Raw genomic sequence first — 20,194 nt, 5'->3', positions numbered from 1 at the left:
CTAAATCTTTCCCTTACAAGGGAAAGACTTCATAATGAGGTCTTAACTAAACGACATTTGAATTTAGATACTGAAGAATGATGTGGTCTTACCAAAAAACAAGATGTAAATAAAAAAAACTTCTTCATTTAATCCAGAATGGTCTTTATCAACCGTTCTGTATGATCAAATGAAGAAGTCTTTAAAAATTTATTAACTTTGAGAACATCAAAGTTCAAAGGTCCAAATGTAACTAATTTTTACCTGCACGGGCAAATGATTTCTTTTCCGATTTGCCGGCATCTTTTGTTGGCTCACGTCTGGTTATCTTGAGATCAGATCCCAAATCGTGCAGTATAGGAGCTGCTATAAATACGGAAGAATACGTACCTACTACAATACCCACCAGCAGTGCAAATGAAAAACCTTTGATACTACTACCACCAAACATGAATAAAATCAACACAACTATCACTGTTGTGAAAGCTGTCATCAACGTCCTTGATAAAGTAGTATTGATCGCCATATTGATAGTTTCATCTTTTGACTGATGGACGTGAAGCCCAAAGTACTCTCTGATTCTGTCAAAAATGATCACTGTATCATTGATAGAGTATCCTATCACCGTTAGAATGGCTGCAATAAAAGCCTGATCTACTTCAAGTGAGAAAGGCACAATTCCGTAAAAAATTGAAAATACTCCTAATACTACCAGTGCATCATGAAATAATGCAATAATGGCACCTGCGCTATATTGCCACTTGCTGAATCTCAGCAAAATATAAAGAAAAATAGCCAATAGTGCGAAAAGTCCCGCATATAATGAAGATCTCTTAAGGTCATCTGCAATGGTAGGTCCTACCTGAGCTGAGCTTACTATATGAATCTTCTCATCTGCTGTCTCAGGATTAGAAAAATCCTCTAAAGATATTGGAGATCCGGTGACACTTTGTACTCCTTCATGCACCTTTGCAAGCACTTTTGAAGAAGTTCCTTCAGCTGTTTCATTGATGAGATAAGCAGTTGTAAGCTGGAAGGTGTTATCTGCATCCACCTGCTTGACGATCGGAGCACCGCCAAGAGCCTTGGTCATTCCATCTCTGAGTTTTTCCGCAGTCATGCCATCTTGCGGCGTAAACTGTATATTGTAGGAGTAACCACCTCTGTAGTCTACGCCAAGGTCAAAGCCTTTTGTAAATATGGATATTAGTCCTGCCAGAATAAACACTCCTGAAATAATATATGCAATTTTTCTCTTACCAATCCAGTCTATGTTGATATTTTTAAAAGCACCTTTTGAAAAATTAGTCCAGAATGATAAATCATTTCCTTTGCCAACCCACCATTCAATCAAAAGCCTTGACACCAATACAGCGGTAAATATAGAACACAGTACCCCTATAATCAATACTACTGCAAATCCTTTTACAGGCCCAAGACCAAAATATGAAAGTATCATCGCAGTAAGAATAGTAGTCACATTGGCATCGATGATCGCTGAGTATGAATGATAAAATCCATCAGAGATAGCTTGTTTTAATGTTTTACCTGCTGTTAACTCCTCTTTTATCCTTTCAAATATGATGACATTGGCATCCACGGCCATACCGATAGTCAATACGATACCCGCAATACCTGACAAGGTAAGTACAGTACCAAAACTTGAAAGTGTACCAAATATCAAAAATACGTTTAACAATAATGTAATGATGGCTATGACACCTGCTCCTGCGTAATAAGCAATCATAGTCAGGATGACTAATAAGAATCCAATAAGAAGTGAATTAATACTCTTAGATATATTTGCTTTTCCAAGAGAAGGACCAACATTAGATTCCTGAACGATTTCTGTTCTGGCAGGAAGTTTTCCTACCTCAAGAATACTGGCAAAATCGATCGCTTCTTCTACCGTAAAGTTACCTGTAATAGAAGAAGATCCTTGAGTGATTGCATCATTTACTCTTGGCGCTGACACCACTTCACCATCCAATGCTATTGCTATCTCTCTGTTGCCGTCATTAGCAGCTTTGGTGGTCATTTCAGCCCATTTTTTAGACCCTGTAGCGTTCATCCTTACATTTACCTCTACTTCACCATTTACAGGGTTTAGTGTCTGTACAGCACTTGTCACTACGTCTCCATCAAGAGGAGCATTTTCGCTATTCGCTTGTTTTCTGATCATGTAAAGCTCATAATTATTGGTAACCAGTCCATCCACATCCTGGCTTGGTTTGTATGACCACATCAATTGAGCATTTTTTGGAAACATTGCCTTAATATCTTCCCTTTGCAGAATGGAATTGATAGTAGAAATTTTACTTCTGTCAGATACCCCAATGACACTGGGACTCATGGTACCGCCATTGAGCGACAGATTTTTAAGCAAAACTCCTGTGTTTGTTGAGTTGTTATTAGTTGTAGTGGCTACCTGAACAGTATCTACAGGTTTACCTAAGTTATCATAAATCACTGAATCCCTCATCACTATGGATGGTACAGATGATTTAGCCGTATCCACTACACCGACAGAAGAAGCTGCATCAGCCGCTCTGAAGGCTTCAACAACACCAGGATCAGAAAATCTGTATGTCTCCCAAAATTCCAGCTTTGCACTCGCAGAAAGGAATTGTCTCGCTCTGGCAGGATTGTCGATACCTGGCATCTCCACGATGATGATATCTCTGTTGGGGTCGAGAGACACATTTGGCTGTGCTACGCCCAACTTATCAATCCTTTTCTTAAGTCTTTCAAAGGTAAGATTGACAGTTTCATTTGCTTTCTGTCTTATCAGACGAGTGACCACTCCATCATTGGTAGTGGCATTAATTTCACCCAATGTTTCATTTCTGGCAAATATTCTGGCAAGTTGATCAGGACCTGCAATTGCTCTATATGCTTCTGCAAACAATGTAATGTAATCGGATTGCGAAGTTTTCTGAGCAGCAGTGGCATTTTCCAAAGCTTTCTGAAAATTTGTATTATTGCTGTTTCGTCCGGCCAAAGATTTTAAAAAGTCTTTCAGGTCAACCTGAAGAACGGCACTCATTCCACCTTTCAGGTCAAGACCCAAAGCCAATTGTTGCTTTTTCACCTCACTGTAGGTGTACGATTTTATGAGTGGAATAGTAAAAATCTCCTGACCTGAAACAGAGTCAAGAAATTTAGCTCTCGCAGTTTTAAATTCTTTACTTGCTTCCGTAGCATTTGGTCCTGCAATATTCATTGCATAATCATCTGCGGCATTTTCTATCTTGTTGGTGGGTATAAAATAAGCGAATTGCAATAAGCAAACCAATATAATTAATACCAAAAATACTTTAACTAAACCTTTTCCTTGCATTGTAATAATATGTCATTTTTGAAAAAACTCCGCAAATATACGACTTTTGTTAAATTTGTAAGAAAATAATAAAAACATATCTTTAAAAAAAAATATCAGTTTGTTAAAATACTGTTTTACTGTTGATTATAAATAATATAATTTATTAATGTAAAATGATTTTTATTTTAATTTTTCAAATTATGATAATCAGCTACTTTATTTCCCCTTTCAAAAGAGCATTTAAAAAATTGTTTATTAATAGCTTGACTTTGCAATACATTCTATAGTATATGGCTTGCTTCATCAATTAAAGCATTAGAAAAGGGAATGGTTTTGATATTTTTTTTACAATCTTAGAAGAAGTCTTTTAGGTGCATATCATTTTTTCGCACTGTGCTCGATTTCTTATCAAGTTTCGTTTGTTCGTCGTAGCTTGTAACTTCGATGTAATATATTAAGGCATCTTGCCTAAATTGCGAATAAAATGATGATTTTTAATGTGATGCGAAAAAATGAAATACAACCTGTGTATTATCTCTAATCTTTATGTCCGAGATTAATAAATGGGACGTAGTCCTGAGATCTTTGTAGCGAAAATATCCACACACCATTACGTAGGGGCGTAGCCCTGCGATCTTAAAAGATGTGGTAATTATAAGATGTCAGGGCTACACCCCTCATGTTTCAGGTGTTAATATTTTCTACAAAGATGACAGAGCTACGCTCCTGCCCCGATTGGCGGGAGTAATTTATCTGCAGGATCATGTCTCTAAAGCATCGTTTGTTCGTCGTAGCTTTTAGCTACGATGCAATATGTTAAGGCATCTTGCCTGAATCGCAAAAAAAAATTATGAATTTTAATGTGATGCGAAAAAATGAAGTACAACCTGTCTTTTTAATCAGAGTTTTTCAATTAAAAAATTAAAATTTGATATGAAAATTTTAAAATATTTTCCAAGTTTTGAAATTAATTTTAGATAATTATCGTTATTTGCGTCGTAACCGATATTGGTTATATTTTATTAATTTTAAAATCAATTAATTATGGGATTATTTTCATTTTTAAAGGCTGCCGGATCAAAACTTTTTGGAGGAAAATCTGAAGCAGCACCCACAGCACCTGCAACAAATCCTAATGCAGCAATGGAAGCGCTTCAAGAAGCCGCAGAAAAAAACAAAGCCGCAGCACTCGCAGCTCAGGTAGTTTCACATGGTATTCCTGTAGAAAATCTGGACATCGTGGTAGATGATGACAAAGCGACTGTATACGGTCAGGTAGAGTCGACAACCGCAAAAGAAAAAGTGATTCTTATAGTTGGTAATACGGAAGGTATTGCTACTGTAGACGACAGAATCTCTGTGATCAATGCAGAACCGGAAGCCACTTTTTATGAAGTCAAAAAAGGTGACTCTCTTTCAAAAATCGCAAAAGAACATTATGGGGATATGATGAAATATCCTGCGATCTTCGAAGCAAACAAGCCTATGCTTACTTCACCTGATCTTATATACCCTGGTCAAGTATTACGGATACCAGTTTTATAAATGAAATCCTAAAGGATACAATACCATGCCGTATCTGCCTCGCAGGTACGGCATTTTTGTTATTTCAAAATCAATCTCGTTTAGATAAGGAATTTTTCTTTGTTTTTACCCTATCTAAATCTTTCATATACAAGGGAAAGACTTAATAAAGATGTCTTAACTGAATTGTAGTGGACAGAAAATATTCTGCGAAATATTTAAAACATAATGTATTGTAAATTAAATAATTATGATTGTAAATTTTCGAAATCAATTTTCTGTTTGGTATACATTGATTTCAAAATATTTTTACTTTTACACAAAAATCTAAATATGAGAGTATATTTTGATAATGCGTCAACAACACCAATGACAGATGAGGTTGTCGAAGTGATGTGTCGTATTTTCAAAGAAGATTTTGGCAATCCATCTTCTATACACTGGCATGGCCGAAAGACCAAGTCACTGATCGAGCAAGCAAGAAAAACTGTCGCCAAAACAATCAATGCTTCAATATCAGAAGTGTTTTTTACATCCTCGGCGACCGAGGCCAATAATATGGTTCTGAAAAACGCAGTCGAATATCTCCATATCAAAAGGATCATCACATCACCGACAGAGCACCATTGTATCCTGCACACTGTCCAATATTTAGCAATATCAAGGCTGATCGAAGTCATTTATCTACGTGTCGATCAAAAAGGGAATCCGGATACTGATCAACTCACAAAACTGTTGGAAGAAGACAGTTCAGCAACTATGGTCAGCCTTATGCACGGCAACAATGAGATAGGAACCATGATTGACTTACAATTAACCGGTGAAATATGTAAAAAATTTAATGTACCTTTTCATTGTGATGCTGTTCAGACAATTGGTAAATATCCGATCGACATCCAATCATCCAATATCAGTTTTCTATCCGCATCAGCCCATAAATTTCATGGTCCCAAAGGAATCGGATTTGTGTATATAAGTAATGAATACATACTTCCAGCCTATATACATGGAGGTGCTCAGGAACGAAATATGCGAGCCGGTACTGAAAATGTAGCTGCTATAGCAGGTTTAGAAAAAGCACTGGATATGTCTGTAAAGAATATGGTTGAAAACTATAAGTATGTCCTAAATCTGAGAAATCTAATGAAACAACAATTGTCAAATAGTATCAGCGACATCTCTTTCAATGGAAATCAGGATGATCACTTTCTTGCACATATCTTAAGTGTCTCATTTCCTCCTGGGCCGAAAACTGAAATGCTGGTGATGAATCTGGATATTAATGGCATTTCTGCATCATCAGGAAGCGCATGTAGTGCCGGTATTGAAGAAGACTCACATGTCATACAAGCTATAAAACATCCAAAAGAAAGAAAAACTATCCGGTTTTCATTTTCACCATATAATACTGTCGAAGAATTGAATTATACAATCGAAAAGCTGAAAGAAGTCATCTGAGTATCTTTATCAAAATTTTAAAAATTTTATGATGATAATAAAGGAACAAATTTAACTGTATCTCCAGGCTGAACAGGACAATACGGCATATTAATATATTGAATAAAATCAAAATCTGTGTTTCCTATCACATGCCATCCACCTGGACTATCGCAGGGATAAATACCTGTTTGACATCCACCTATCGCCACTGACCCTTTTTCGATGTGGGTAGATGGAACATTTTTCCGAGGTATACAAAGCTCTGAAGGAAGACCACTAAGGTATAAAAAACCTGGCAAAAAACCTATGAAACACACTTTATACATTGTTTCAGAGTGTAATGCTACTATGCTGTCTCTGTTTAATCCTGTGTATTTCATTAGAGTCATCATATCTGCTGATTGCTCACTGTCGTACCGTACCGGAATGTCCCAAATATTTACATTGACAGACTTAACCTGGTGGTATTTGATATTATTTAAAATCTCCATCAACTTTTGAAGATTTTGTAACTCCGGATTGAAGAAAATCGTCAATGATGCATATGCAGGAACAATATCTACGATACCATCAATATTTGCATCTCTTAACTCTGTGGTATAAAAAGCGATTTCGTCGATGACATCGTCTGATATGGATTGTTGCCATTCTATCAATATAGCATTGGGACCAAACTGTCTTACTTTTTCAAACATGGGACTAAAACTAAGAATAGTTTCTGATCAAAGTTAAGGATTTTATAACTTCAGGGTGGTCACCATGAAGGCAAATTGTATCCGCTGCAACTTTAATTATTTTTCCGGAGATGGTCATAGCCTTTCCTTCCTGAAGCAAAAATGTTTGCTCTTTGACTTCTGCAGGCGAAGAGATAACCGCTCCCGGCAGATGTCTCGGTGCCAAAGTGCCATCATCATTATATTTTCTGTCAGCAAATCCTTCATACATTACTTTCAAACCTGACTTGTTCGCTGTTTTTTCAAGAAGAGAATGTTCCTGGGCGAAAATTATCAAACCTGCATCGATAGCTTTCACAACATCAACAATAATTGATGCCACGTTTTGATTTAAAAATGCGGTGTTGTACAAGGCACCATGAGGTTTGACATGGTATAATTTACCTCCAATAGTCTCCGTCAAAGCTTTTACTGCCCCAATCTGATACAGTAATGCTGCATAAAGCTCAGATGATGTCATCTCAATGTATCTCCTGCCAAATCCTACTAAATCAGGATACGATGGATGAGCACCAATCTGTCTATTAAATTTATGAGCCTGAGTGATAGTATCCAAAATAGTCAACGGGTCTCCGCCATGAAATCCACAAGCAATATTTACTGCATCTACGAACGGCATGATATCAATGTCATTACCACATGTCAGATTGCCATAAGATTCTGCCATATCGCAATTTATATGTAATCCTTTCATGATGCTGCTTGAGTTAGATTTTTATATTAAATGAACAAAACTATTAAATTTCAGGTTGTTGTCAATGTGTTTAAAAAAAAATCTTTATTAGAAAATCAAAAAGTTATACCAACACCTGTAAATTTTAATGTAACACCCACATGCTTCGCATAGAAAAAGTACCTTTTAACGAGATAAATTCACTTTCATTTAAAGATAAATTTTATCAGCAAAATCCGGAGAGACTTAAACATTTCATTGAATTTACGCCTGATTTGGATGGTTTGAAAGATGCAATTGAAGTCAGGAGGAATCGGTTTCCTGTAGACAGAGCTCTCCTGGTAAGTGTTTTGCAGGATCAGTACACAAAATCAGAACCCACTGATCTTCAAACTCAGAATATTAAAGATCTGCAGGAAGAAAATACATTTACTATTGTCACCGCACATCAACCGTGTCTCATGGGTGGGCCTGCATATTATTTTTATAAGATATACTCCACTATAAATCTGTGCAGACAATTAAGTCAAAAATTTAATGATTGCAAGTTTGTGCCGGTTTTTATCAGTGGATCTGAGGATCATGACTTTGATGAAGTCAAATCTATATTTTTGTATAATAAATCCATTGAGTGGCAAAATGAATCAAAAGGCCCGGTAGGTAGATTTTCGACGGCTGGTCTGGAAGAAGTGATCAAAAATGTTCAGGAAATCCTCGGTCACAATGATCATGTAAAAGAAATCATCTCTACATTTGAAACAGCTCTCTACAATGCAAATACTTACAATGATTTTGTATTTTCATGGTTGAATAATTTTTTTGGAGCAAACGGACTCATTGTGCTTAATATGGATGATTCAAGATTTAAAAATGCTTTTGCTCCGCACATAAAAAAAGAAATATTAGAGAGAAAAAGTATTCATTTAATTCAAAAAACGCAGGATGAATTGTCTACTTTGGGTTTCCGACCACAAGCATTTGCGAGAGATATCAATTTATTTTACATGCTGGATGGATTGCGGGAGCGCATCTATTTTGAAAATAATCAATATCATGTAAATCACACAGAACTGGTTTTTTCAGAAGCTGAAATAAAGCAGTTGATTGATGAGTATCCGGAGCGATTTAGCCCTAATGTCATTATGAGACCTATATTTCAGGAATATATTTTGCCCAATATTGCCTATATTGGAGGTGGAGGCGAAATAGCATATTGGTTGGAAAGGAAATCGCAGTTTGAATATTTTGGTGTTTTCTTTCCGGCACTTATCAGAAGAAATTCTCTCATGATGATGACAAAAGCAGTGCAGAAATCTATGGACAAACCTGGAATTACTCTCCATTTGCTTTTGAAAGACGAAAATAAAATGATCACGGAATATCTTGAGCATGTTGCAGAAGTTGATTTCCACTTAGCCAATGAAATAGAAAAAGTCAATCAGATTTTTACATCAATATCAGAACGTGCTAAAATCATTGACCCAACATTGGCTCCTTATGTCTTAAGTGAGGGACATAAAGTGATCAAGAATATAGAAGGTATTGAAGCAAGGCTCAAAAAATCCATCAAACATAAAGAAGAAACAGCCATAAACCAATTAAAGAACATAAGGCAAAAACTCTTTCCTGAAAACAACCTTCAGGAAAGAAAAGAAAGCATGTTGCAGTACTTATCAGTGGAAGGTATGTCCTTGCAAGATGAACTTATAGCCATTTGTGATCCCTTTGAAAAGAGCTTTTTATTCTTGTATTTCTGATAATTCTTTACTTTCTGACTTTTTGAGATCAAAACAGGATAGAATATCTCCAAGTTTTTCTTTAAGGTTTTTTCTATGTACAATAAAATCAAGGAAGCCATGTTCCAAAAGATATTCAGAAGTCTGAAAATCCTCAGGAAGATCTTTTTTGATAGTTTCTTTTATAACTCTCGGACCTGCAAAACCAATAAGTGCTGCCGGTTCAGCAAAATTTAAATCTCCAAGCATCGCATAAGAAGCTGTAACTCCACCTGTGGTTGGATCAGTCATAAATGAAAAATAAGGAATTCCATTTTTTGCCATAAGAGTCAGCTTCGCGGATGTTTTTGCCATTTGCATCAAAGAAAAAGCAGACTCCATCATCCGCGCACCTCCTGATTTGGAAATGATCATCAAAGGTACCCGATGTGCTATACAGTAGTCAATAGACCTAGAAATCTTCTCTCCTACTACGGATCCCATCGAACCACCGATAAAACCAAAATCCATACAGGCAACAACTAATGGATATTTATTGACATTTCCAGCAGCGACACACATAGAATCATTGAGATTGGTTTTCTTGTAGGCTTCTGCAAGACGGTCCTCATAGGATTTTACATCCTTAAATTCAAGCATATCGACAGAGATGATATTGTCAAACATTCTTGAGTACTTTCCGTCAAATATAATTTCAAAATAATCTAATGAACTAATACGTGTATGGTAATCACATTTCGGGCAAATAAAAAGATTCTCCCGAAGGTCTTTGACCGTGGTCATTTCACCGCAACTTGGACATTTATGCCATAAACCATCCGGTGTTTCCTTTTTGTTTTTTGTTGCTGTCTGGATTCCTTCTTTCAGTCTTTTAAACCAACTCATGGCTTTAAATTTTAAGGTTTTACGGGTCTAAAAAGTCAGTCAATAAACTGCAAAAGTAAAAATATAACCTGATCAAAGAGTAATGAATGATTGAAATTAAATATATAAATAATTAACAGCTATGTAATATATTGATATTATATTAGTTGTAAGCTTATACTGGTATAAATAAGTCATTCCAAACCAATGCTAATTGGAGATGATGTGGGAGATTTATCTTGAAGAAAGCGTAAAGTATCCAATGCCCTACCCTGAATCATGAGCAAAGTATCAGGCATTAAAATCAATTTGTCAAAATCGTTCCTGATGATTTCAGGGGAATGACCTGTGATATCTGCAACTTTGCGGAGATAAACTGCTGAAAGACTATCCCTGAGAGTCATATCGTCTATTTCGAGGGCTGCATTGATGGTGTACAACTCTACCATGGCTTTTACGAGCTCATCATTTGTCAGGATAAGCTTCGGACTATGGCCTTTCCCACATCCTATAATTATTAAAAGCAGCCAAATCACACAGGCCTTACTCATGATTATCGCCTTTAGGTGTAAAAATTTTTAATAACTTCATTTTTTGCCAGTCGCAATTACCCCATTTTGAGCTGTTCCATTCAGCTACGATGATGCCACAAGTAGGAATATTGTGTGTACTTCCAGGGCTAATCAGATTAGTAAGGAAAGTAATGCCTGGATTGTGTCCAAATAATGCAATGGTTTGATAATGATCATTTTCCATTCTGATGACATCGAGATAATCATCAGGTGCACCGTGATAAAGGCTATGTTTTTTTTTGATTTCCATATCAAATTCTGAGGCAAAAAAGTTGGCAGTGGTTTGAGCCCGATTAGCATCGCTGGTATAGATCACATCAGGTTTCAGACCTTCAGTTTTCAATAATTTTGCCATATAAGGAGCATCCCGAAGACCACGTTGGTCAAGTGGACGTTCAAAATCAGTCATCCTGAAATCATCCCAGGAAGATTTTGCGTGCCTTACTATGATTACTTTTTTCAAGATAAATTTTTTTGATATTTTTTTTAAAAACTGCTACATACTACACAAAAAATCAACACCCTTTGCGATCGGCAATTGTTGAAATTTACCTTTTATAAATCATAAAATTAGGCAAAATGTTGTGAGAATTTATTACGAAATCACAATTACTCAAATCTTATTTCTGGAAGATACCGGATATAATTATATTAAAATCTTGTTAAAAGAAATATAATTCAATGATTATTGACTTTGAGTTAAACCTTTACACTTAAATATTGTCTGACATATGTAGGGAAACTATACAGTTTCTCAGTTTATTCTATTTCTGTTATTTAAAATTCTTAATAATTTTATTTTGAAAATGAATGTATCCCTAAAAAGTTTTTTTATAATAGTCCTATTTGCACACTCATCAGCATTGATCGGTCAGGTTAAAGAAGGTATCATCAAGTACAAACAAACAGTGTACTTTGAGTTTGAAAATATGCCGGCCGATATGCCAAAATCAATGGAATCATTCCACAGGATGATTTTAAAAAATGATGAATCAGTATACGAAAAAGATCCTGATGTCAAGTCTCAAAATAATGACAGCGAAAATACCCCAAGGATGTTCAGAAGGATGCGACCAACTAAAACCATTTATAAAAACATCTCAACTTCCAAAGTGATCGAACATCAAAATATGTTTGGTAAAGATTTTTTAGTAATGGATACTATAGAAAATTTCAAATGGAAAATAAGTGCAGGTGAACAAAAAGTGGTAGCTGGCTATACGTGCATGAAAGCATTTTATAAAGATAGTACCAATAACTTTGTTGTGTTTTTTACAACCCAAATTCCTAAAAAGAATGGTCCGGACAAGTTTGGTGGATTGCCGGGCGTCATCCTTGAAGTGCAAAGTGCACAAACACACATCATAGCCACAGAAGTCATCAATTCTCCTGTTACTGAACTGGTCATACCTTCCAAAGGAGATAAAATGTCAAGATCGGAGTTTACAACCATGGTAAAACAAAAGACGGAGGAAATGAGACAAATGTGGGGAGACCGTATGGGTCGAAGATCCTCAGGTCAATAAAAATACAATTTGCAGCAGAAATAATATTTGCAGCAGAAAAAATAAAAATCAATTTTAAATGAAAATACTAAAAATATTACTCGTTTTAGTCATAGCCCAAGTTTCTGCTACAGCCCAGGAATATTCCATAAAAGGTCAGATTCAGGACCCTGAAAAAAATAATCTGATTGGGGCCGTCGTAGTAGCCTTGAATCCTTCAGACTCAGTGATGGTAAGTTACGCTGTGACAGCTGATAATGGAAAATTTACTATGACAGATATTGATAAAGGTAAATTTAGACTTCAGATAACATACATTGGATTCGGTACCCTCGAGAAAACGGTGGAACTAACACCACAGCAAAAAATTCTTGATTTGGGTATCATCAAAATGCTTCAGGAAGGAGCTATGCTCGATGCTGTAACTATTTCAGCGGAATATGTTCCAATAAAAATCACAAAAGATACACTTGAATTTACAGCCGATGCTTTTAAGACACAACCCAATGCTGTAGTTGAAGACCTTTTGAAAAAATTGCCGGGTGTAGAAGTAGAAGCAGACGGAACGATCAAAGTCAAAGGTGAAGAAGTCAAAGCAGTGACAGTTGATGGTAAAGATTTTTTTGGAAAAGATCCAAAGATGGCAACAAAAAATCTTCCTGCTAATGCTGTGAAAAAAGTGCAGGTTTTTGAAAAAAAATCAAAAAATGCTGAATTTACTGGCATCAGTGACGGTCAGGAAGAAACGACGATCAACCTCGAACTTAAGGAAGACAGAAGGAATGGTTTTTTCGGAAATGCATCTGCAGGTGCCGGCACTGATTCAAGATATGAAGGTAAAACAATGATGAATAGATTTTCTGCAAAAACTCAGCTATCTTTCATAGGGACATTAAACAATCTCAACAATACCGGTATCAGTGCAGCGGATTTCGGCTCTATGACAGGTAGTAGTGGCCGAAATATGAATATGAATACGGGAGCACCTGTCAATTTTGGTCAAAATAATAACGGGGAAACTAACTCTGCCACCTTGGGCTTGAATCTGAATAATCAGTTTGGTGTGAGGAATCGAGTCAATTTTAGTTATTTCCTCACCCAAAGTGGTACTGATCTGATCCAAAATACATTTACCAACTCATTTCTTCCGACAGGAGCCTTGATCTCAAATAAATACACCACAAGTAACACCAATGGTTTGAATCATAATTTTTACTCTGCTTTGGACCTTAGGATAGATTCAACTTCTGAGATGAATGTGACCGGAAATCTCGCGATCCGGGACAATGACAGGTATAGTACATCAAGTGACTCATCAAGCAATGTTTCCAATGTCCTCCTCAATAGAAATGAACAAAAAAGAGATAACAGCTCAATAAGCAACAATTATGGTTTTACGCTAAATTTCAGAAAAAGATTAAAAAAGCGAGGTCGCACGATCACATTTGATAGTGGTATCGGAAATAATACATCAGAATCTCTCAATCAGGTGCTGAGCGAAGTTTATGGGAGGAATCTGATACTAAATACTAAATCCAGTGTATTTCAGGATCAGGAACAAATTTCAGCCAACAATAATTACAATTTAGGCGCAACTTATACAGAGCCTTTAAGCTCTACAGCCTTCCTGACAACTTCTCTAAGTCAGAGAAACAATAAAACAGATCTGATCAAGGATTTTTTCAATCTGGATCGTGATAATACGGAATTGCGAACCTTGAATGAAGAATTGAGCCGAACTTTTGATAATAGCTTTAAGTACACTACTGCAGGTACCAATATTCGATTTAATAAAGAAAATTATTCATTCAGTGCAGGAGTAGATTATCAAAATTCTTCTCTGGTAGGATTGCCAAGTGTAGGTGAAAAAATAGACCGCAGTTTTAACTATTTCCTTCCTAAATTCAACCTCGAGCTGGACAAACTACATGTAAGAATTAATTATTCTACATCTGTACGGGAGCCATCTATGGATCAACTCCAGCCTGTACTTGACAACACAGACCCGCTCAATCTGTATCAGGGGTCACCTGATCTTGTACCTGAGTACAGACATAGTATGCGTCTGATGTATCACCTTTTTGATCAGTTTACGTTCAGAAGTTTATTTGCAAATGTAAGACTCGGTTATACTAAAAACAGAATTACTACTTCATCTTTCTTTGACCCTGAACTATTTATCAGGACTCAAAACCCCGTAAATACTGACTCAGAAAAATCTATGTCAACTTCCTTATCTTTCAGTAGTCCACTGAATGTGATCAAAGCCAAATACAGAATTAATCTCAATTCTTCAGTCACCAATGGAATCAATTTTATCAATAGAATTGAAAACGAGATCAACAGATGGTCCAACGGAGGAAGTTTTACGCTTGAAAACAAATCAAAAAACAGAATCGACATCTCAGCTACGACAAGATTGAGCTACACTCAGAATATATACAAACAAAATGAGTCACTCAATACAGATTTTTTAAATCAGAGTTATGAAGCATATTTTGCATGGTTTGCTGGTAAGGGATGGACTCTGGATTCCCGCTACGATATCAATTTGTACGGGCAAGGTTCTTTTGGAGCGTCGACAACCATTCAATTGTGGCAAGCCTCCATATCTAAAAACTTTCTGGACAACAAAATCAATACAAAATTGAGGGTATTTGATATTCTCAATCAAAATCAAGGGGTCAGCAGATCTGCATCAGAAACCAACATCTCTGAGTCTGTATCCAATAGTATCGGTCAGTACTTTATGCTCAGCTGCACCTACAACATCAATGCCTTGGGCGCCCCAAAACAGCCCAGCAGGATGGATATGATACATAGGATGTAAGGATGTATCCCGAAATTGCACTTTAATAAAGGAGGGCAAAAGGAATTTTACTACAATTGAATAAAAAATGGGATACACCCAATTGTAAGTCATGACAAATGGCTGGGGTAAAATATTTTTGTATTTAACCTAAAAATCTAAAATGAATTTCCTATTACAGACCAAAATTACTGCATTCTGACCTATGAAACAAGATGACCATGCCGTCAGGTGTGCTGACGGTTCCTTCACTAAATTGAGCTTCCACTCAATTTTGCAGTCGCACCGTTCAGTCATGCACCATAGCGATGCTATGATGCGAAGTCAAAAATGCTTATTTTATTTTACTTTTGATCTTCATTACGGAACTCATTTTAGATATTTAGGTTTAACCTAAAACTGGTATTGATCATCATAAGCACTACTAAGAATAGAGTAAATGACTGTATCCCAAAATCTACCATCATAGTATTCATATTCTCTAAGATGAGCTTCTTTGGAAAAACCGCATTTTTTTAATACATTTTCAGAAGCAACGTTTTCCGGATCTATCAAAGCCTGAATAGAATGAAATTGCAACTCTTGAAAAGCATAAGTAAGCACTGCTTTTAAAGATTCTGATATGAAGCCCTTACCATGATACTGGGAGTGAAGCATATACCCTACTTCAGCTCTCCAATTTTTAATATCCATCCGATATATTCCTATAATACCAAGAAAGGTTGATAAATCATCTTTTTCACAGATCACCCAATTGATCACTTCATTTTTTGCGACCAAATCCTGAATCATTTCAATATGAATTATTGCATCGTTGATATTTACAGCCAATGGCCTTGGAATGTACTTCATCACTGCTGCATCAGATCTGAGTCTGAATACTCCAGGAGCATCATCCTTCTCCAGTTTGCGGAGTACCAGTCTTGGTGTTTGGAGTACAGGAAAATTACTAAAATCAGGTGTGACCATATCTAATATTTCAAAATATCTAAACTACATGGTTTATTTACCATCCTGGTATGATTAATCTTTTAGTTTGCCGTTTCCTTTAAGGTGTTTATCTAAAAAAGCAAGAACACTTCCATACCCTTTTATCTCATTCTCTTTTTTCACAAAACCATGCCCTTCATCAGGAAAGACGATGTACTCTATTGGAACATTATTCTTTTTAACAGCTTCTACTATTTCATCTGACTCCACCTGCAGCACCCTGGGATCATTAGAACCTTGCAATACCATCACAGGATTTTTGACATTTTTCGCATGGAACAATGGAGATATATTGTAAAGGCGAACTGAATCAACCGTAGTGGGATCACCGAGTTCGTCGTATAAAGCTTTACGGAACGATTCCCAATAAGGTGGAATGGATTTTAGTGTGCGCAGCCAATTGGTCACACCAAAGATATTGACACCTACTTTAAACTCATCAGGAGAAAATGACATAGCTGCCATAGTCATATAGCCTCCGTAACTTCCTCCTATGATTCCAATTTTTTCAGGATCTACATAATCTTGTGCCTGAAGCCACTTCTTACCCCAAATACAATCTTTCAGGTCTTTATCTCCATGATTTTTGTCATCCATCTTATAAAATGATTGCCCGTAACCACTACTGCCTCTATTGTTAACTGCCAGTACAGCATAGCCGTTGTTGACCAGATATTGGATAAAAGAAGAATATCCCACTCGAGACTGGCCACCAGGTCCTCCATGAACCCAAACAAGCGCAGGCACTTTGGTATTTGGTGATGCATTATGCGGTTTATAATATATTGCAGGAATTTCTAGTCCGTCAAATGATTTGTAACGAACTACTTCTGCACCAACTAAATCATCACCACTTATTTCAGGATTGAGGGTTTCAGAGAGTTTTTTAAGGACTTTGGTTTCAAACTTGTATACATAAATATTGTTGGGAGATTTGGAAGTACCTACTGTCAAGCGCATCCATTTTTCGCTGTCAGAAATGTTGACAGCCATGATATCTCCATCAGGTATCTCGGGGAATTCTATGTCTTTTCCTGATTTATTATCTTTAATTTTGAGGCTGTTTTTTCCATCTTCATTGATACCTATGACTCTGTACTTTTCATTTTCACTGTTGTAGCTGTACATGACATCCCATTTTGTCTCATAGATTTTAGTTTTTTCACCAGTGGCGATATTATATCTGACCAGAAATGCAAATTCCGTATTGGCATTCGTGATATAATCCAGGAATTGCCCATCTTTGCTAAAACCAGAAGCATTATAATTGCCTTTGGCAACCGGATCCGAAATTTCTTTCATTTCTTTTGTTCCAACATTATAAAAATACAATTGATTTTCACTGGTGGTGATACTTTTTTGAAGAGCAATCAGATTTCCGTCACCTGAAATTCCGGAAACTTCCATACCGTCATTATTCTGAAAATGTATGACAGATTTCCAGTCACTTACAGAAGTTTTATAAATGTCAAAAAACTGGGGATTTCTTTTATTGGAAATATAATACATAGTTTTTTTATCCTGACTCCAGTTGAGCAGATCTGCTTTTTCTTTTGGATCTGGTGTGAGGTCTTTTGTCGTACCATCCGTATTTAATAAATAAATGTGATCTAGTTCGTCACCACCTTTATCTGCCAAATAAAGCATTTGTTCAGTACCGGGCACATAACCTGCAGCAAAAAAGGATTCTTTGTCAGATTTTGTAATTTGTTTTTTTGTACCATCAGAGATATTGATCTGATACAAGTTAAAGATTCCAGACTCGTCACTTGATACAAGCAATTTTGATTCATCAGTAGACCAAAACCCACCATTGATCCTGATATTTTTATAGAATTGTTCTATGGTGTATTGTTTTACTGTTTTAGGTGCGATGTTTTCATTGGTGTTCTTGCATGACATGAACAGGGTGACAAATGTCAAAAGAAGGAATAATATTCTCATTGTTGTATATTGTGATTGTGAATAAAAAAACAAATATATTCAAAAACTACAGGAAATAAAATATTTGAGGCCAAAACCACAAAATGGGCTTCTTTCATTTTCAATGATAAAAATCATAGTCACCAAAAACTATGGTCATCTTACTTTGCCATTTTAAAAAATAATTTTGTGATGATAATATATTTACAATTTGTTAAAATTTATAATAATGACAGAGCAAGCAAAAGTATATCTTTCAGACCTTCACTTTGAACATATGCAATGGTTGAGTGAACTTAGATTTTGGGACGAAGAGTTAAACTCATTTAACAGGAGGTTAGAAGAAGTAGTAGGAAGATATACTGAAAACGAAAAAAAAGCTAAAGTTGAGCACTTTCATAACAGGTTTGTCCTGCATCATAATGCCATCAATAAGCTCGTGAAAGAAGTCAATCAGCATGAAAAAGTAATGGCACGGTATGCAGAAAGACACTTGGAAGACCTTGAAACCATTCCGGTTGATGACCATGACTTACTCAGAGATAAAATAGAAACCGAAAAAAAATTATACTTGGAATTGAAAAGTGAATATTACAAATTCCTGACTCACAGACACTAGTGTTCCGACTTAAGTTTTGATGATCTGTTGATGGGCAGCAAGTAAATCATTGTGTATAGTTTCAAGACAGTCTTGTAGGTTGTGATATTTCAACCATATTCGTTAAACACCAAAAGGCATTGGCATCAGGATTTGTTAGTGCCTTTTGTTATTTTCCCAATCATCCATCATCTTCTGAAGGTGGTGATAATCAATGCCGAATAACTTTCTCACTGCATCTACCTTTTCAATATATGAAGCATCAAAACCTGATTTTTTTACTGCTGTGATCATGATGTTTTTTGCTGTATGTTCCTGCGATACAAACTCTATCACTTGTGTCTTGTAACCATAGGCTTCCAGCATGAGTGATCTGATACCGTCCGTCAGTAATTCAGATTGTCTTTCTTCCAGAATTCCGTACTTTAAAATGGGTGTCAACTGATTGCTGTGTTTCATAGCCAGTCTAACTTGTTTATGGCAGCAAGGTGCTACCACAATGAATCGGGCATCAGCCTGTATTCCTTTAGCAATGGCCATATCTGTAGCTATGTCGCATGCGTGGAGTGCAATGACCATATCTACATTTGAAAGTGATATATCTTCTATACTTTTTTGTTGAAAATATAAGCCAATAAAGTCGTTTTTCATAGCAATATTATAACACATTGTGGCTAAGTCTTCACGCAATTCATATCCTGTTATCTTTACACGCCAGTTTTTGTAATTGACCAGAAAATCGTACAATGCAAAAGTCAAATAACCTTTACCACTGCCCATATCTGCAATATTGATAACATCCCCTACATCTTCTCCTGATAGCAAATGATCCAATAATTCAATGTATCTGTTGATTTGTTTATATTTGTCCTGAGCTTTATCCAAAATCTTGCCATCAGCACCTGCTATGCCAAGGTCTTTGAGCCAGACTGCACCCGCATCTATGTATCTTATCTTTTGATGATCATGAGTGATTTCAACTTCTACTTTGGATTTTAAGTATTTGGATACCAGAGAAGCTTTGCCTTTATTGTTTTGCAAAAGGGTAAGCTCTTTAGTCTCATGAAGTAGTACTGCGTTATAAAAGTGGATATTCAACAGTTCTCTGATCATGTCTTCAAGCTGATCCTGTTTATAATTTTTTACTTCATCCCTGATAGCGTATCTATATGTAAATGAATACATTATTTCTCCTTTGATAAGTGATGGCTTGATATATACATTGACTACTTTGGCATCTTTATCTCTGGGTTTGGATAGAGTTATTTTAAAGGAATCATGATTGATGGAATGATTTACAACAGTTTTTATAAAAATCAATTTACTGTTTTTTTCATTTTCTGTCATATGTCATGATTTTGAAAGCAAAAGTATTAAAATCTGATACCACTACCAATTTAATGGAAAGTTAAACTCAAAATAAATTGGTTTACTAAAGAATGAAGCATAGGTTTTAATTGACAGAATAGTCTGATAAATTTAAATTAGATATCACCAAGAATATCATTTGTTTACGAAGGTGAAT

Annotated in this window: 15 protein-coding genes; 6 read left to right on the top strand and 9 right to left on the bottom strand. The window is 36.0% G+C overall.

Annotated features, from left to right (window positions below; genetic code table 11):
* Nucleotides 1-232: 232 nt before the first annotated feature.
* On the bottom strand, nucleotides 233-3,319 hold the full coding sequence (gene secDF, locus IPK35_11415) for a protein translocase subunit SecDF (protein MBK8053848.1): 3,087 nt from the start codon (nucleotides 3,317-3,319) through the stop codon (nucleotides 233-235).
* A gap of 1,026 nt (nucleotides 3,320-4,345) precedes the next feature.
* Here secDF and lysM point away from each other — a divergent pair.
* Together lysM and IPK35_11405 are read left to right on the top strand one after the other, a co-directional pair.
* Nucleotides 4,346-4,846 (top strand): peptidoglycan-binding protein LysM, encoded by a 501-nt coding sequence (gene lysM, locus IPK35_11410; GenBank protein ID MBK8053847.1) that lies wholly within the window; start codon nucleotides 4,346-4,348, stop codon nucleotides 4,844-4,846.
* A 312-nt stretch (nucleotides 4,847-5,158) separates the two neighbouring features.
* Complete coding sequence (locus IPK35_11405) at nucleotides 5,159-6,283, top strand: cysteine desulfurase (GenBank protein ID MBK8053846.1); 1,125 nt, start codon at nucleotides 5,159-5,161, stop codon at nucleotides 6,281-6,283.
* 26 nt (nucleotides 6,284-6,309) lie between these two features.
* Here IPK35_11405 and pxpB read toward each other — a convergent pair whose 3' ends face one another.
* Nucleotides 6,310-6,960 carry a 5-oxoprolinase subunit PxpB gene (gene pxpB, locus IPK35_11400; protein ID MBK8053845.1) on the bottom strand — a complete coding sequence of 217 codons (651 nt, stop codon included), beginning with the start codon at nucleotides 6,958-6,960 and terminating at the stop codon, nucleotides 6,310-6,312.
* 10 nt (nucleotides 6,961-6,970) lie between these two features.
* The gene (locus tag IPK35_11395) at nucleotides 6,971-7,693 is read right to left on the bottom strand and encodes a LamB/YcsF family protein (protein MBK8053844.1); all 723 of its coding nucleotides are present in this window, start codon (nucleotides 7,691-7,693) and stop codon (nucleotides 6,971-6,973) included.
* Nucleotides 7,694-7,833: 140 nt separating this feature from the next.
* Between IPK35_11395 and bshC the strand changes: the two genes are divergently transcribed.
* Nucleotides 7,834-9,429: a bacillithiol biosynthesis cysteine-adding enzyme BshC gene (gene bshC, locus IPK35_11390; protein ID MBK8053843.1), complete on the top strand. Its 1,596-nt coding sequence runs from the start codon at nucleotides 7,834-7,836 to the stop codon at nucleotides 9,427-9,429.
* Here bshC and IPK35_11385 read toward each other — a convergent pair.
* From IPK35_11385 to IPK35_11375, 3 genes are all read right to left on the bottom strand, one after another.
* Complete coding sequence (locus IPK35_11385) at nucleotides 9,412-10,293, bottom strand: acetyl-CoA carboxylase carboxyltransferase subunit beta (GenBank protein ID MBK8053842.1); 882 nt, start codon at nucleotides 10,291-10,293, stop codon at nucleotides 9,412-9,414. The two genes, bshC and IPK35_11385, sit on opposite strands and share 18 nt — an antisense overlap.
* Before the next feature lie 173 nt (nucleotides 10,294-10,466).
* Complete coding sequence (locus IPK35_11380) at nucleotides 10,467-10,823, bottom strand: hypothetical protein (GenBank protein MBK8053841.1); 357 nt, start codon at nucleotides 10,821-10,823, stop codon at nucleotides 10,467-10,469.
* Nucleotides 10,816-11,307 (bottom strand): histidine phosphatase family protein, encoded by a 492-nt coding sequence (locus tag IPK35_11375; GenBank protein MBK8053840.1) that lies wholly within the window; start codon nucleotides 11,305-11,307, stop codon nucleotides 10,816-10,818. Before IPK35_11375 ends, IPK35_11380 begins: the two co-directional genes overlap by 8 nt.
* A gap of 343 nt (nucleotides 11,308-11,650) precedes the next feature.
* Here IPK35_11375 and IPK35_11370 point away from each other — a divergent pair, with 343 nt between their 5' ends.
* Both IPK35_11370 and IPK35_11365 read left to right on the top strand, forming a co-directional pair.
* Nucleotides 11,651-12,370 carry a GLPGLI family protein gene (locus IPK35_11370; protein MBK8053839.1) on the top strand — a complete coding sequence of 240 codons (720 nt, stop codon included), beginning with the start codon at nucleotides 11,651-11,653 and terminating at the stop codon, nucleotides 12,368-12,370.
* 58 nt (nucleotides 12,371-12,428) lie between these two features.
* Entirely contained in the window at nucleotides 12,429-15,179 is a 2,751-nt protein-coding gene (locus IPK35_11365; protein ID MBK8053838.1) for a TonB-dependent receptor, read from the top strand.
* Between the two features lie 372 nt (nucleotides 15,180-15,551).
* On the opposite strand, the gene IPK35_11360 is transcribed toward IPK35_11365, so the two are convergent.
* Nucleotides 15,552-16,127, bottom strand: coding sequence for a GNAT family N-acetyltransferase (locus IPK35_11360; protein MBK8053837.1), 576 nt, complete (start codon nucleotides 16,125-16,127; stop codon nucleotides 15,552-15,554).
* Nucleotides 16,128-16,181: 54 nt separating this feature from the next.
* The gene (locus IPK35_11355; protein MBK8053836.1) at nucleotides 16,182-18,092 is read right to left on the bottom strand and encodes a S9 family peptidase; all 1,911 of its coding nucleotides are present in this window, start codon (nucleotides 18,090-18,092) and stop codon (nucleotides 16,182-16,184) included.
* Nucleotides 18,093-18,300: 208 nt separating this feature from the next.
* Here IPK35_11355 and IPK35_11350 point away from each other — a divergent pair, with 208 nt between their 5' ends.
* Nucleotides 18,301-18,690: a hypothetical protein gene (locus IPK35_11350; protein ID MBK8053835.1), complete on the top strand. Its 390-nt coding sequence runs from the start codon at nucleotides 18,301-18,303 to the stop codon at nucleotides 18,688-18,690.
* A 135-nt stretch (nucleotides 18,691-18,825) separates the two neighbouring features.
* On the opposite strand, the gene IPK35_11345 is transcribed toward IPK35_11350, so the two are convergent.
* A complete protein-coding gene (locus IPK35_11345; GenBank protein ID MBK8053834.1) occupies nucleotides 18,826-20,016 on the bottom strand; it encodes a methyltransferase in 1,191 nt (396 codons plus the stop codon).
* Nucleotides 20,017-20,194 lie beyond the last annotated feature (178 nt).

Source organism: Saprospiraceae bacterium (assembly GCA_016713025.1).
Classification (GTDB): Bacteria; Bacteroidota; Bacteroidia; order Chitinophagales; family Saprospiraceae; genus OLB9.
The sequence above is the reverse complement of the archived record's forward strand: the minus strand, read 5'-3'. Positions and strand labels throughout refer to the sequence as shown.